The sequence below is a fragment of the Peptostreptococcaceae bacterium genome, from assembly GCA_016649995.1.
Taxonomy (GTDB): Bacteria; Bacillota; Clostridia; order Peptostreptococcales; family BM714; genus BM714.
This window is the reverse complement of record JAENWJ010000040.1, coordinates 1-14,872: the sequence shown is the minus strand read 5'-3', so window position 1 is coordinate 14,872 and position 14,872 is coordinate 1. Positions and strand designations below refer to the sequence as shown.

Genomic DNA, 14,872 nt, shown 5'->3' with positions numbered 1-14,872 from the left:
TGAAATGTGCATGCCTGGAGACAACATCGAGATGACGATTGAACTTATCACTCCGATAGCCATCGAAGAAGGCCTCCGATTCGCCATAAGAGAAGGCGGAAGAACAGTAGGAGCAGGCGCGGTAGCAACAATAATCGAATAATTAAAGGTTAAACCGGGAGATAAGGTAAAAACCTTTTCTCCCGGTTTCTATTTTGCATGTGAATTATTTGCGCGTGGCAGCAGGCAATGTTTCCAGCAGGCAGTGATGCGAAATCCTGTTGACACGGTTAATAAATTGTGATAGTTTATATTAGTGACCTTAAGATGGCGGAGTGTGCCACGATGTATTTAATACAAACAGTAGAATTCGGGAGGTGTTAAGGTTGAGGGTTAAAGTAACACTTGCCTGCACAGAATGCAAGCAGAGGAATTACGACACTATGAAGAACAAGAAAAATAATCCTGATAGGCTTGAATTGAAGAAATACTGCAGATTTTGCAAGACACATACTGTTCATAAAGAAACAAAGTAGTCTTGAAAATTTGCCAATACTACTAAGGATGTGGAAAAATGGCGACACAAACAAGCACAAGCAAGAGACAAAGTCCCGTTAAATACATGAAGAGTGTAAGAATGGAGCTTAAAAAAGTGAATTGGCCAAACAGAGCCGAACTCAAAAACTATACTGGAGTCGTTTTGGTAACATGTACGCTGGTATCTTTTGGCATATGGATTTTTGATTCGGCATTTGCGCAATTCATTAAAATGCTTATTAATTAGTATAGAAACAAAAAGGAGGGTAGCGTGATTGTCTAAAAAAAGATAATCCTCTTAAATATGTCTGAAAATGCTAAATGGTATGTTGCACATACTTACTCGGGATACGAGAACAAAGTAAAAGTCAATATGGAAAAGATTGTGACCAACCGTGGCATGGAGGACATCATCCTAGATATCAAAGTGCCGATGGAAGACAGGGTCGAGATCAAGAACGGAAAAAGGAAAGTTGTTGCAAGAAAAATTTTCCCCGGTTATGTTTTGGTCAAGATGGTTATGACTGATGAGTCTTGGTATGTCGTTAGGAATACTAGGGGTGTCACAGGATTCGTAGGACCAGGTTCAAAGCCGGTCCCCCTTTCGGACGATGAAGTTCGCAAGATGGGAATCGAAAGCAGTCTTCCGAGAATCGATATTGGTGTTGGCGATAAAATCAAAGTTATATCCGGACCTTTCGAGAGTTTTGTTGGTCAGGTGCAGGAAGTGCACATGGATAAGCAAACATTCAAGGTGCTTATCGACATGTTTGGAAGAGAAACGCCGGTTGAACTGGATTTCATCCAGGTTGAGAAATTGTAATATATAAACCAGATAATTGACAGGAGGTGAATACATGGCTAAGAAAGTGACAGGTCTCATTAAGTTGCAAATTACGGCAGGGAAAGCTACACCGGCACCACCGGTAGGCCCGGCTTTAGGACAACATGGAGTTAATATCATGCAGTTTTGCAAGGAATTCAATGCGAAGACGGCTGATAAAGGAGGCTTGCTTATACCGGTAGTAATAACGGTTTATCAAGACAGATCATTCAGCTTTATCACAAAGACTCCTCCCGCTGCGGTCCTTTTGAAAAAAGCTGCCGGAATTCCGAAAGCTTCAGGCGAGCCCAACTTGGTCAAGGTGGCAAGTGTTACATTGGAGCAAGTAAGAGAAATAGCTGAATTGAAAATGCCCGATTTGAATGCAGGAAGCATAGAAACTGCAATGAGCATGATTAAAGGGACTGCAAGAAGCATGGGAATAACAATAAAAGAGTAACATTAAGTGGGAGGGGGCACCCGTTAATACCACGAAGGAGGGAATTAAATGCCTAAAAGAGGAAAGAAATACCAAGATAATTTCAAGAAAGTTGACAGACTGAATTTTTATGAACCTAATGAAGCCGTCACACTCTTAAAAGAAATGACAAAAGCAAATTTCGACGAGACTGTCGAGATGCACATTAAGATGGGTGTAGATGGAAGACATGCGGACCAACAAGTTCGTGGAGCCATAGTTCTTCCAAACGGAACAGGAAAATCAAAAAAAGTATTGGTTATAGCGAAGGGCGACAAAGCTGACGAGGCGAGAGCCGCCGGCGCTGATTTCGTTGGAGCTGAAGATATGACCGAGAAAATCCAGAAGGAAAACTGGTTCGAGTTCGATGTTATTGTAGCGACGCCTGACATGATGGGAATCGTCGGTCGTTTAGGAAGAGTGTTGGGTCCTAAAGGCTTAATGCCGAATCCTAAATCCGGAACAGTTACCTTCGACATTGAAAAGGCTGTAAAAGAAATCAAAGCCGGGAAAGTCGAATACAGGCTTGACAAAGCAAACATCATCCATGTTCCATTAGGCAAGGTATCCTTTGGAGAAAAGGAAATCATGGAAAACTTCAACACCATGATGGCCGCTATCATAAAGGCAAAGCCGGCATCGGCTAAGGGTACCTATCTGAAAAGTGTTACCATAACAAGTTCTATGGGACCTGGAATCAAAATAAATACTACTAAAATAGGGAAATAATTGCATAGCCACAGACAGTAGGTGCGAATAGCTTAAATTACCTGCCGAGGCAGATTTGTCAGTTTTCATGAAACTATCTGGCCTCTTTGCGTTTGCACCGCCTGGAGGTCTTTTAAATTGGCAGGATATTATATTGAGGAGGTGTGCAAATGTCCAAGAATTTTGATAAAAAGAAAAAAGCAGTCCAAGAAATAAAGGAAAAATTCAACAAAGCTCAAGCTGCTGTTCTTGTTAATTACAGAGGGCTTAATGTTGAGGAAGTAACGGAACTGCGAAAGCAATTTCGTGAAGCCGGCGCTGAATACAAGATTTACAAGAATAATCTTGTAAAAATAGCCATAGAAGGAACTGATTTCGAATCGTTGTCGGATGACCTTAAAGGGCCAAACGCTATAGCCTTTGGATTCGACGATCCGATTGTTCCAGCGAAGCTGGTGCAGGAATTTGCAAAGAAACACAAATTGCTTGAACTTAAATCAGCGGTTGTAGAAGGTCAATACTGTGATTTTGAAAAATTAAGCAGCATTGCGAACATACCGTCAAGAGAAGTTTTGATCGCCAAATTTATGGGAAGCATCAAATCGCCTATTAGCAATTTTGTTTATATGGCTAAGGCGATAGCTGACAAGAAAAACGAAGAAAACGCGGAAGCGTAAACAAAAAATAGTGAGGTGTTTAAAATGACAAAAGAGCAAATAATTGAAGCAATCAAAGAAATGACAGTCATGGAAATAAACGAATTGGTTTCTGCTTGTGAAGAAGAGTTTGGAGTATCTGCGGCAGCACCTGTTGCTGTAGCTGGAGCAGTAGCAGTTGAAGAAGCTGAAGAAAAAACTGAGTTCGACGTATTCATGAGCAGCTTCGGAGCAAACAAAATTAAAGTCATCAAAGCAATCCGCGAAGTTACAGGATTGGGACTTAAAGAAGCAAAAGCTGTCGTTGACGGCGCTCCTTGCGTAGTTAAGGAAGCTGCTACAAAAGATGAAGCTGATGCAATGAAAGAAAAATTGGAAGAGGCAGGAGCCGAAATCGAGCTTAAGTAACAGCCGCGGATCCAAGTAGATTCAAATGGAAAAAAGAAAAAAGTGCTTTGATTTAATCAAAGCACTTTTTATTTTAATAGCCAAAAGCAAAAGATAAATTTGAAAATATGATTGACGCAATGGCTCGGGTATGATAAAATTATAAATTGCCATGATAGGATGATTTTACTATGCTTTTTGGAAAAAAGTAGTGTATGAAATCATCGAAAAGTCGTTGGTTTTTGTTGATTTAAAATATTGTAAAGACAGTGAAATATTATGGGAACGAAGGTCGCATTCGCCATGTAAGGGCTGAATGCAAACCTTTTATTAAGATATGAGGGGTGAAGATCATGCCGCATTTTGAGAAGGTCGGGAAGAAAGAAAGATTGTTCTTTTCTAAAATCAAAGAAGTAGTTGATATGCCGAACTTGATTGAGATTCAGAAGCAATCGTACAAGTGGTTTCTTGAAGAGGGTCTTATGGAGGCATTCAAGAACATATCTCCTATTCAGGACTACACAGGCAATCTGATTTTGGAATTTGTCGATTACTATTTGGACGGAGATACCAAATACGGCGAAGAAGAATCCAAGGAAAGGGATGTTACTTATTCTGTTCCGTTGAAGGCTAAAGTCCGTTTCATCAACAAGGAAACCGGCGAAATAAAGGAGCAGGAAGTTTTTCTTGGAGATTTCCCTTTGATGACAGAAAAGGGAACATTTATAATAAATGGAGCTGAGCGTGTAATAGTCAGTCAGCTGGTCAGGTCTCCCGGCCCATATTACAACAAAAAAATTGACAAATCCGGCAACGATCTTTTTTCGACGACTGTTATTCCAAACAGAGGAGCATGGCTTGAGTATGAAACAGATTCCAATGGAATTGTTTCTGTCAGAATTGACAGAACAAGAAAATTGCCGATAACAGTATTGATTCGCGCATTAGGCTATGAAACGAATGAAAAGATATTGGCATTTTTTGACGAGACCGAAAGCATTTTAAATTCTTTGGATAAAGATGTAACAACAAATCAGGATGAAGCCTTGCTTGAAATCTACAGGAAGCTAAGACCGGGTGAACCGCCTGTTGTTGAAAATGCTAAAAGTCTGATTGATTCGTTGTTTTTCGATCCGAAGCGTTATGACCTGGCCAAGGTCGGAAGATACAAATTCAACAAGAAATTGGGAATTTTCGATCGAATAGCGCAAAGGATTGCGGCTGAAACCATAGTAGATCCTTCAACCGGTGAAATTCTTGCAGAACAAGGTGAGGAAATAACCGTTGAAAGAGCGAAAGACATAGAGGATTCCGGAATAAAAATCGTCAAGGTTTATGGAGATGACGGAGAGTTTGTTGTAAAGGTAATAGGAAACAACTTCGTAAGAATAGACAAGTATGTGGATGCAGAAATACTCAAGGGTATAAAGATTGCCGAAAAAGTACATTATCCCGTACTCAAGGAATTGCTGGAGGCTTATTCCGATCCCGAGGAACTGAAAAAAGCGATTCTAAGTGAAGTTGACCGGCTTGTTCCAATGCATATAATAATTGACGATATCTTCGCAACAGCAAGCTACATATTCAATTTGCCGTATGGCGTTGGAGATGTAGATGACATAGACCATTTGGGTAACAGAAGACTCAGGTCCGTTGGCGAACTGCTTCAGAACCAGTTTAGAATCGGACTTTCAAGAATGGAACGTGTTGTAAAGGAACGCATGACAATACAGGATATGGATGCGATTACACCGCAGGCCCTAATAAACATAAGACCGGTTGCCGCCGCTGTGAAAGAGTTCTTCGGTAGTAGTCAGTTGTCTCAGTTTATGGACCAGACCAATCCATTGGCTGAATTGACACATAAGAGAAGACTGTCGGCACTTGGACCGGGAGGTCTTTCCAGAGAACGCGCAGGATTTGAAGTCAGAGACGTTCATCATTCGCACTATGGAAGAATGTGCCCGATTGAAACGCCTGAGGGTCCTAATATTGGACTAATCAACAGTCTTGCAAGCTTTGCTCGCGTCAATCAATATGGGTTTATTGAAACCCCTTATAGAAGAGTAAATAAGAAAACTGGTATAGTTACCGAAAACATAGATCACCTGACAGCCGATGAAGAAGAGAAATTTGTAGTTGCGCAGGCAAACGAACCACTTGAAAACGGTTTGTTTGTAAATGCAAAAGTTGCAGCCAGGGGAAAAGGCGGAGAAATCAGCCTGTTTGCCAGGAATCGAGTGGATTACATGGATGTATCGCCCAAGCAGGTGGTTTCTGTTGCTACGGCCATGATACCTTTCCTTGAAAATGATGATGCGAATAGGGCCCTGATGGGTTCTAACATGCAACGTCAGGCGGTGCCGCTTGTAAAACCGGAAGCGCCTATCATCGGTACTGGAATGGAATATAAGGCAGCAAGGGATTCTGGCGTTACCGTAACTGCGAAAAATGACGGAATCATAGAAAAAGTAAGTGCAGATGAAATTGTCATCAAAAAAGATTCCGATGGAAGGCGAGAGATACACAAGCTGCTGAAATTCAAGCGTTCAAACCAAGGAACATGCATAAATCAGAAGCCGCTTGTAAGAAAAGGCGACGAAATCAAGGCTGGCGAGATTATAGCCGACGGACCGTCAACGGACCAAGGGGAAATCGCACTTGGCAAGAACCTAATGATTGGTTTCATGACATGGGAAGGGTACAATTACGAGGATGCCATTCTACTCAGTGAAAAACTTGTAAGCTATGATGTACTGTCGTCAATCCACATAGAGGAACATGAATCGGAAGCCAGGGACACCAAGCTTGGACCTGAAGAAATAACAAGAGACATACCGAATGTCGGTGAAGACGCTCTTAAAAATCTTGACGACCGAGGAATCATAAGGACAGGAGCCGAGGTTGAGTCGGGAGATATATTGGTTGGGAAGGTTACACCGAAAGGAGAAACCGAACTCACAGCCGAAGAAAGGCTACTTAGAGCTATTTTCGGAGAGAAAGCTAGAGAGGTTAGAGACACCTCGCTTAAGGTTCCACATGGTGAATCGGGAATCGTTGTAGATGTGAAAGTGTTTACAAGAGCCAACGGAGATGAATTGTCTCCTGGAGTCAACGAACTTGTCAGGGTTTATATTGCCAAGAAGCGAAAGATAAGCGTTGGTGATAAAATGGCAGGAAGACATGGCAACAAGGGTGTAGTCTCGAGAATTTTGCCAGAGGAAGATATGCCGTTTATGGAAGACGGAACACCGCTTCAGGTTGTTCTTAATCCATTGGGGGTTCCTTCAAGGATGAACATAGGGCAGGTTCTTGAAGTACATCTTGGATATGTAGCAAAATATCTCGGATGGGAGATCGCCACACCCGTATTTGACGGTGCTCATGAGGATGACATACTGAAGCTTCTCAGAGAACATAATTTGTCGGATGATGGCAAATTCCAATTAAGAGATGGAAGAACCGGAGAAGAGTTTGACAACAGAGTAACAGTTGGATATATGTATATGCTTAAGCTTCACCACTTGGTTGATGATAAAATACATGCAAGAAGTACAGGACCTTATTCGCTGGTTACGCAGCAACCACTTGGAGGCAAGGCGCAGTTCGGAGGACAAAGATTTGGAGAGATGGAGGTCTGGGCACTTGAGGCCTACGGAGCTGCTTACACGCTTCAAGAAATATTGACGGTCAAGTCTGACGATGTTGTCGGAAGAGTCAAGACATATGAAGCCATTGTAAAAGGGGAAAACATACCTGAACCCGGTATTCCGGAATCATTTAAGGTTCTCATTAAGGAATTGCAAAGCTTGTGCCTTGACATAAAAATTCTCAAGGAAGAAGAAGGGGAAGTTGAACTGATAGAAAATATGGACGATGAAGTTTCAGAAGGCATCGAAGGGCTTATTGGCAGTGGACAGAAAAATTTAAATGATAAAGCGCCTGAAGGCATAATCATTGAAGAATTGTCTGAAAATGATGAAGAAACGGATATTGATCCAGAAGTAAATATAGAAATAGCAACAGATACTGATTTGGAAAAATAAGATGGCACTATTGAGAATCACAGGTATACCCATGAAGGAAGGGGAGAAGCTCATTGTTTGAATTGAACAATTTCGACTCAATTAAAATTGGCTTAGCGTCTCCGGAAAAAGTAAGGCAGTGGTCTAAGGGCGAGGTTAAAAAACCTGAAACTATAAACTACAGGACTTTAAAACCGGAAAAAGAAGGGCTTTTCTGTGAAAAGATATTTGGCCCGACAAAGGATTGGGAGTGTCATTGCGGGAAATACAAGCGTGTCAAATACAAGGGTGTAATTTGCGACAGATGTGGCGTTGAAGTCACAAAGTCCAAAGTAAGAAGAGAGCGTATGGGCCACATTGAACTGGCTGCGCCAGTATCGCATATTTGGTATTTTAAAGGAATTCCAAGTAGAATGGGTATTCTACTTGACATGTCTCCGAGATCTTTAGAAAAAATTCTTTATTTTGCCTCGTATGTAGTTTTAGATGGCGGGAACACATCCCTCAGTAGCAAGCAGCTTTTAACAGAGAGAGAGTACCGCGAAAACAAAGAAAAATATGGCAATTCATTCAAAGCCGGCATTGGAGCCGAAGCTGTAAAAAAACTTCTTAAATCAATTCAATTAGAAGAATTATCCAAAGAATTAAGGGCTAAATTAATTGACAGTACTGGGCAGAAGAGGGTAAGAATAATTCGTAGGCTTGAAGTCGTAGAGGCGTTCATAAAGTCTGGAAACAAACCGGATTGGATGATACTTGATGTGCTTCCTGTAATACCGCCCGACTTAAGACCAATGGTTCAACTTGACGGTGGTCGTTTTGCCACATCGGATTTGAACGATTTGTATAGAAGAGTTATAAACAGGAACAATAGGCTTAAGCGTTTACTTGAGCTTGGAGCGCCTGAAATAATTGTTAGAAATGAAAAGCGTATGCTGCAGGAAGCGGTAGACGCGTTGATTGACAATGGAAGAAGGGGTCGTCCGGTTACAGGACCTGGGAACAGGCCGCTTAAATCTCTTTCAGATATGCTGAAAGGAAAACAGGGACGATTCAGACAGAATCTGCTCGGAAAGAGGGTTGACTACTCTGGCCGTTCGGTAATTGTAGTTGGACCTGAACTGAAATTTCATCAATGCGGTCTTCCTAAAAAAATGGCGCTTGAACTTTTCAAACCCTTTGTTATGAAGAAGTTAGTCAATGAGGATTATGTTCACAACATAAAAAGTGCGAAGCGCATGGTTGAAAGAGGCAAGGAAGAAGTGTGGGATGTTCTCGAAGAGGTAATACAAGGGCACCCGGTTCTTCTTAATAGAGCCCCTACACTGCACAGACTTGGCATACAGGCGTTTGAACCCGTTTTGGTTGATGGCAAGGCGATCAAACTGCATCCCCTTGTTTGTACGGCTTACAACGCCGACTTTGACGGAGACCAAATGGCGGTCCATTTGCCACTGTCCGTAGAAGCCCAGGCGGAAGCTAGATTCCTTATGCTTTCGGTAAACAATATACTAGCGCCTAAAGACGGATTGCCTATTACTACGCCAACCCAGGATATGGTTTTGGGAAGTTACTATCTTACAGTTGATACTAACGATGAAAAAGTCAATGGCATGATATTCAAGGATTATGAAGAAATGTTCATGGCTTATGACAACAAGATAGTGGGACTTCACTCTAACGTTAAAGTAAGAAGATGCTTGAACGATGAAGATAGAGGGAAACTGGTCGATGGAACAGTAGGGCGATTCATATTCAATGAAAACATACCCCAGGACCTTGGCTTTGTTGACAGAAGCAAGGATGCATATTCACTCGAAATCGATTTCCTATGCACCAAGAAGAAATTGGGTGTTATCATAGACAAATGCTTCAGACGACATGGCAACACTGTAACAGCACTCATGCTTGACCATATTAAGGAAGTGGGGTTCAAGTATTCCACAAAAGGAGCCATATCCGTAAGTGTAACAGACATGGTTATTCCTGATGAAAAAGCTGGTCTAATCAAAAAAGCTGAGATTGAAGTTGAAAAGCATATGAAAGCATATAGAAGAGGACTGATTTCTGAAGAGGAGCGTTATTCCAAGGTAATAGAAACATGGAAACGAACTACAGAAGAGGTAACAGTGGCCCTTATGAACAACCTAGACCGCATGAATAATATCCAAATCATGGCTCACTCGGGGGCAAGGGGAAGCAGAAACCAAATCCGTCAGTTAGCCGGTATGAGGGGTCTAATGGCCAATACGACTGGAAAGGTTGTTGAGATTCCAATCAAATCAAATTTCCGTGAAGGACTTTCAGTTCTTGAGTACTTCATATCAACTACAGGGGCGAGGAAAGGCTTGGCTGATACGGCGCTTAGAACCGCTGACTCGGGTTACTTGACAAGACGTCTCGTAGATGTGAGTCAGGATGTGATTGTAAGGGATGAGGATTGCGGCGCTACTACAGGAGTCGAAATGGTCGCCTTCAAGTCAGGTAAGATGGGTCTTGAAATGATTGAGCCTTTATATGACAGAATTATAGGTCGATATAGCATTGAAGACATAAATCATCCTAAAACCGGCGAAAGAATCGTTTCCGTAGGAGAGATGATAACTCCTGAGCTGGGGGAAGCAATAGTTGATTCGGGAATAGAAAAGGTTATTGTAAGGTCGGTATTGCATTGCAAAGCTGAACATGGTGTTTGCGCCAAATGCTACGGACTGAATCTTGCAACTGGCAAGCCTGTTAATATCGGCGAGGCCGTAGGCATAATTGCCGCTCAATCAATTGGCGAGCCGGGAACTCAGCTGACAATGAGAACATTCCACACCGGCGGGGTCGCCGGTGCCGACATAACTCAGGGTCTTCCGAGGGTAGAGGAGCTTTTTGAGGCAAGAAAGCCGAAAGGTATGGCTGTAATCTCGGAAATCGAAGGCAAAGTAACAATGAGCGAGACCAAGAAAAAGCGTGAAATAACAGTGACGTCAGAAGACGGAACAAGCAAGGTTTATCCCATCACTTTCGGTTTGCGTATAAGAGTTGGCGAAGGAGACTTCATCAAAGCTGGCGACAAGATTACCGAGGGTTCCGTAAATCCACACGACATTCTAAGCATCAAAGGAATTACGGCGGTGCAGCAGTATATAGTTAAGGAAGTACAAAGGGTGTATAGGCTTCAAGGTGTTGACATAAACGACAAGCACATTGAGGTTATTATAAAGCAGATGCTGTCTAAGATAAAAATAGATGATCCAGGCGATACAATGCTGCTTCCGGGCGAATTGATGAGCATTAATTCCTTTAATAAAGCCAACGAGGAAATGCGTGAAGCCGGCCTTAATGAGGCTACTGAAATGCGAGTAATGTTGGGTATAACCAAGGCATCGCTTGCAACGGATTCGTTCCTGTCTGCCGCTTCATTCCAAGAGACAACCCGTGTATTGACTGAAGCGGCTATCAAGGGGAAAGAGGACAAGCTTATAGGTCTCAAGGAAAATGTCATAATCGGCAAATTGATTCCTGCAGGCACAGGTATGAAGAAGTACAGGAATATTGGAATACAAAAGGCAATCGAGAAAATAGATATTGACGCGCTCAACATAACAACGGTTGACACCGTCAATCAATGATGCTAAAATGATTTAGTGTGCAAAATTGCACTAATTATTGAATGTCTTAATTGAGACATACTGGCTGTAATTGGAAGGAACGTGGATGCCATGAACCTGAATGATTGCAAAAAAAATAAAAAACTTAGAATCGGTTTGAAACAGTCCACTAAAGCAATTTCGGACGGCGTTGCCGAAAAGTTGATTATTGCCCGTGATGCGGATCAATATGTGACTCGCGGTGTCTTAAAGCTTGCCGAAGAACAGGATGTGGAAATCGAATTTTGTGAATCGATGAAAGCGCTTGGAAAGGCATGTGAAATAGATGTAGGTGCTGCTACAGCGGTAATTATAAAATAATTATACAATCATAACAAGAAAAGGGAGGTGCGAAAATGCCAACTATCAACCAACTGGTCCGTAAAGGAAGAGAGACTTCCGTAAAAAAATCCACGGCACCGGCACTGCAGAAGGGATTTAATTCGCTAAAGAGACGAAGTGTTTCTGTTAGCTCACCGCAAAAGCGTGGAGTGTGTACTTCTGTCAAGACTGTAACACCCAAAAAACCTAACTCAGCATTGAGAAAAGTTGCCAGGGTCAGATTGACCAATGGTATCGAGGTTACGGCTTATGTTCCTGGAATCGGACATAATCTTCAAGAACATAGTGTTGTACTTATTAGAGGCGGAAGAGTCAAAGACTTGCCGGGTGTAAGATATCACATTGTAAGAGGAACGCTTGATACAGCAGGAGTGGATGCCAGGATGCAGAGCAGGTCGAAGTACGGTACTAAACGACCGAAGAAAAAGTAATGATAAAATGAGGCCGAATCTCCTCTAAAAGGAGGAGACGCGGTTTATCATATATCGACACAGCGGCAACCGAGGGGTTGTCGAGTACCGATGAAAAGTTAATGGAAAATAGAGGAGGGAAGCGACGTGCCGAGAAAAGGAAGTGTACCAAAAAGGGAAGTATTGCCGGATCCTATGTACCAAAAGAAGGTCGTTACGAAGTTAATCAATTCGATCATGCTTGATGGTAAAAAGGGTGTTGCGCAAAGCATTGTGTATGGAGCATTTGATCAACTCAAAGAAAAAACCGGAAAAGATCCGCTCGAAGTTTTTGAAGAGGCTTTAAGCAATATTATGCCGGTATTGGAAGTAAAGGCTAGACGTATCGGTGGTGCGAACTATCAAGTTCCTATCGAGGTTAGAGTTGAAAGAAGAGAAACACTTGGAATCAGATGGTTGGTCAAGTATACGCGCACAAGAGGCGAAAAAAACATGACAGACCGTTTGGCTAAAGAGCTTATGGATGCTGCTAATAATACCGGAGCATCTGTCAAGAAAAAAGAAGACACCCATAAAATGGCCGAGGCCAACAAGGCTTTTGCACATTACAGGTGGTAAGGAAAATATAAAGATGTATCAATACTATAATATAAAAATTGCAATTAAGAAGGGAGGGAATGAGTTTGCCGAGAAAATTCAGTTTGGAGAATACTAGGAATATAGGGATAATGGCTCATATCGACGCTGGAAAAACGACAGCTACTGAGCGTATTCTGTTCTATTCCGGAATGACTCACAAATTAGGTGAAACTCACGAAGGCGCCTCTCAAATGGATTGGATGGAACAAGAGCAGGAAAGAGGTATAACAATAACCTCTGCGGCTACCACCACATTTTGGAAGGATCACCGAATCAACATTATAGATACACCGGGACACGTTGACTTCACAGTAGAGGTTGAAAGATCCCTTAGGGTACTTGATGGATCAGTTGCTTTGTTTGATGCGAAAAGTGGGGTTGAACCCCAATCCGAAACCGTTTGGAGACAGGCTGACAAATACCGCGTTCCTAGAATCTGTTTTGTAAATAAAATGGATAAGATGGGAGCGGACTTCTACATGTCCGTAGATTCTATGAGAAAACGCTTGAAGGCAAATGCTGTTCCGCTACAGATTCCAATTGGTGCAGAAGAAGAGTATGTGGGTCTTATCGACCTTATCGAAATGCATGCCAAATTCTACACAAATGATTTAGGTACAGAAATAGAAACGAGGGAAATACCAGACGAATACAAGGAAAAGGCTGAAGAGTTTAGAGAAAAGATGCTTGAAAGCATTTCCGACTTTGACGAAGAACTCATGATAAAATTCCTCGAGGGCGAGAAAATCGAGGTTGCACAAATCAAGGCGGCGGTACGCAAGGCTACTATTGGAAACAAGATTTTCCCAGTACTTTGCGGATCGGCATATAAGAACAAGGGAGTACAATTGCTTCTTGATGCAGTAATAGATTACATGCCTTCTCCATTGGATGTCGGAGATGTAAAGGGAATCCTTATGGAAACTGATGAGGAAGCGAGCAGGGAAGTTTCGGATGAGGCTCCATTTGCTGCTCTTGCTTTCAAAATCATGACGGACCCGTATGTGGGCAAATTGACATACTTCAGAGTATATTCAGGATACCTTGAAAAAGGATCATATGTACTAAATTCAACAAAGGACAAAAGAGAAAGAGTCGGAAGGATTCTACAGATGCATGCAAATACGCGTGCAGATCTCGATATTGTATATACAGGAGATATTGCAGCTGCAATAGGTCTTAAGTATACGACTACGGGAGATACGCTTTGCGATCCAGATAACCCCATAATTTTAGAGACCATGGTATTTCCGGAAACAGTCATTTCTGTTGCCATCGAACCCAAGACAAAGGTAGGTCAGCAGAAGATGGCCCTGGCCTTGGTTAAATTAGCTGAAGAGGATCCGACATTCCGAACTTTCACGGATGAAGAAACTGGACAGACAATCATAGCCGGAATGGGAGAACTCCATCTGGAAATTATTGTAGACAGGCTTCTAAGAGAATTCAAGGTTGAGGCCAACATAGGCAAGCCTCAAGTTGCTTACAAAGAGACTATCAACAAGTTCGTAGACATCGACAAGAAGTATGCAAAGCAGAGTGGCGGACGCGGTCAGTACGGACATGTCAAGATTAAAGTCGAGCCCAATGAAATGGGCAAGGGATACGAATTTACAAACAAGGTTGTCGGAGGATCCATTCCTAAGGAATACATCGGCAAGATAGATGAAGGAATTCAGGAAGCACTCAAGGCCGGCGTTTTGGGCGGTTACGAGGTAGTAGACGTTAAGGTTGAGCTTTATGACGGTTCATACCATGAAGTCGACTCAAGCGAGATGGCCTTCAAAATTGCTGGGTCAATGGCGCTTAAGGAAGCGTTAAAGCAAGCAGGATCAACATTGCTTGAACCATATATGAAAGTTGAAGTTACAACTCCAGAGGAATACCTCGGTGATGTCATGGGAGATTTGAATTCAAGAAGAGGTAAACTTGAAGGCATGGAAATGAGAGCCGGAGTGCAGGTTATCAATGCGCATGTCCCACTTTCGGCGATGTTCGGATATTCGACAGACCTCAGATCCAAGTCTCAGGGACGAGCAAACTATTCGATGGAATTTAGCCATTTTGAAGCGGTACCGAAGTCGATGATGGAAAAAGTATTAACCGTTAAATAAAACAACCAAATAAAGGAGGACGAAAAAATGGGAAAAGCTAAATATGAAAGAACGAAAACACATGTTAATATTGGAACTATTGGTCACGTAGACCACGGGAAAACGACATTGACAGCAGCAATCACATTCGTGCTTA

Annotated in this window: 15 protein-coding genes and 1 other annotated feature; all 15 genes read left to right on the top strand. The window is 42.3% G+C overall.

Going from position 1 to position 14,872, the window contains the following annotated elements; all coding sequences use genetic code 11:
• Positions 1-142, top strand: a 142-nt coding sequence (tuf, locus tag JJE29_07125) for an elongation factor Tu (protein ID MBK5252387.1), incomplete at its 5' end; no start/stop codon positions are given.
• A 223-nt stretch (positions 143-365) separates the two neighbouring features.
• Positions 366-515, top strand: a complete 150-nt coding sequence (gene rpmG, locus JJE29_07120; GenBank protein MBK5252386.1) for a 50S ribosomal protein L33 — start codon at positions 366-368, stop codon at positions 513-515.
• 38 nt (positions 516-553) lie between these two features.
• On the top strand, positions 554-763 hold the full coding sequence (gene secE, locus JJE29_07115; protein ID MBK5252385.1) for a preprotein translocase subunit SecE: 210 nt from the start codon (positions 554-556) through the stop codon (positions 761-763).
• 57 nt (positions 764-820) lie between these two features.
• A complete protein-coding gene (nusG, locus tag JJE29_07110) occupies positions 821-1,339 on the top strand; it encodes a transcription termination/antitermination protein NusG (GenBank protein ID MBK5252384.1) in 519 nt (172 codons plus the stop codon).
• Positions 1,340-1,373: 34 nt separating this feature from the next.
• A complete protein-coding gene (gene rplK, locus JJE29_07105) occupies positions 1,374-1,799 on the top strand; it encodes a 50S ribosomal protein L11 (protein ID MBK5252383.1) in 426 nt (141 codons plus the stop codon).
• Positions 1,800-1,847: 48 nt separating this feature from the next.
• Complete coding sequence (gene rplA / locus JJE29_07100; protein MBK5252382.1) at positions 1,848-2,546, top strand: 50S ribosomal protein L1; 699 nt, start codon at positions 1,848-1,850, stop codon at positions 2,544-2,546.
• Positions 2,537-2,670 (top strand) — a sequence feature (ribosomal protein L10 leader region). Its footprint overlaps the gene before it by 10 nt.
• 25 nt (positions 2,671-2,695) lie before the next feature.
• A complete protein-coding gene (locus JJE29_07095) occupies positions 2,696-3,202 on the top strand; it encodes a 50S ribosomal protein L10 (GenBank protein ID MBK5252381.1) in 507 nt (168 codons plus the stop codon).
• A 24-nt stretch (positions 3,203-3,226) separates the two neighbouring features.
• Positions 3,227-3,589: a 50S ribosomal protein L7/L12 gene (rplL, locus tag JJE29_07090; GenBank protein ID MBK5252380.1), complete on the top strand. Its 363-nt coding sequence runs from the start codon at positions 3,227-3,229 to the stop codon at positions 3,587-3,589.
• A 332-nt stretch (positions 3,590-3,921) separates the two neighbouring features.
• Positions 3,922-7,614 (top strand): DNA-directed RNA polymerase subunit beta, encoded by a 3,693-nt coding sequence (gene rpoB / locus JJE29_07085; GenBank protein MBK5252379.1) that lies wholly within the window; start codon positions 3,922-3,924, stop codon positions 7,612-7,614.
• Positions 7,615-7,667: 53 nt separating this feature from the next.
• Positions 7,668-11,213, top strand: coding sequence for a DNA-directed RNA polymerase subunit beta' (gene rpoC / locus JJE29_07080; protein MBK5252378.1), 3,546 nt, complete (start codon positions 7,668-7,670; stop codon positions 11,211-11,213).
• A gap of 90 nt (positions 11,214-11,303) precedes the next feature.
• Positions 11,304-11,552, top strand: a complete 249-nt coding sequence (locus JJE29_07075; GenBank protein ID MBK5252377.1) for a ribosomal L7Ae/L30e/S12e/Gadd45 family protein — start codon at positions 11,304-11,306, stop codon at positions 11,550-11,552.
• A gap of 35 nt (positions 11,553-11,587) precedes the next feature.
• A complete protein-coding gene (gene rpsL / locus JJE29_07070; protein ID MBK5252376.1) occupies positions 11,588-12,004 on the top strand; it encodes a 30S ribosomal protein S12 in 417 nt (138 codons plus the stop codon).
• A 126-nt stretch (positions 12,005-12,130) separates the two neighbouring features.
• Positions 12,131-12,601 carry a 30S ribosomal protein S7 gene (gene rpsG / locus JJE29_07065; GenBank protein ID MBK5252375.1) on the top strand — a complete coding sequence of 157 codons (471 nt, stop codon included), beginning with the start codon at positions 12,131-12,133 and terminating at the stop codon, positions 12,599-12,601.
• A 65-nt stretch (positions 12,602-12,666) separates the two neighbouring features.
• Positions 12,667-14,736, top strand: coding sequence for an elongation factor G (gene fusA, locus JJE29_07060; protein ID MBK5252374.1), 2,070 nt, complete (start codon positions 12,667-12,669; stop codon positions 14,734-14,736).
• Between the two features lie 27 nt (positions 14,737-14,763).
• Positions 14,764-14,872 (top strand): hypothetical protein (locus tag JJE29_07055; GenBank protein MBK5252373.1); only part of this gene is annotated, 109 nt, incomplete at its 3' end.

Excerpts from the sequence above, each read along its gene's own strand:
- rpsL (MBK5252376.1), top strand. The coding sequence starts at position 11,588 with ATGCCAACTATCAACCAACTGGTCCGTAAAGGAAGAGAGACTTCCGTA.
- rplK (MBK5252383.1), top strand. The coding sequence starts at position 1,374 with ATGGCTAAGAAAGTGACAGGTCTCATTAAGTTGCAAATTACGGCAGGG.
- JJE29_07075 (MBK5252377.1), top strand. The coding sequence starts at position 11,304 with ATGAACCTGAATGATTGCAAAAAAAATAAAAAACTTAGAATCGGTTTG.
- secE (MBK5252385.1), top strand. The coding sequence starts at position 554 with ATGGCGACACAAACAAGCACAAGCAAGAGACAAAGTCCCGTTAAATAC.
- nusG (MBK5252384.1), top strand. The coding sequence starts at position 821 with ATGTCTGAAAATGCTAAATGGTATGTTGCACATACTTACTCGGGATAC.
- rplA (MBK5252382.1), top strand. The coding sequence starts at position 1,848 with ATGCCTAAAAGAGGAAAGAAATACCAAGATAATTTCAAGAAAGTTGAC.
- rpoB (MBK5252379.1), top strand. The coding sequence starts at position 3,922 with ATGCCGCATTTTGAGAAGGTCGGGAAGAAAGAAAGATTGTTCTTTTCT.
- JJE29_07095 (MBK5252381.1), top strand. The coding sequence starts at position 2,696 with ATGTCCAAGAATTTTGATAAAAAGAAAAAAGCAGTCCAAGAAATAAAG.
- rplL (MBK5252380.1), top strand. The coding sequence starts at position 3,227 with ATGACAAAAGAGCAAATAATTGAAGCAATCAAAGAAATGACAGTCATG.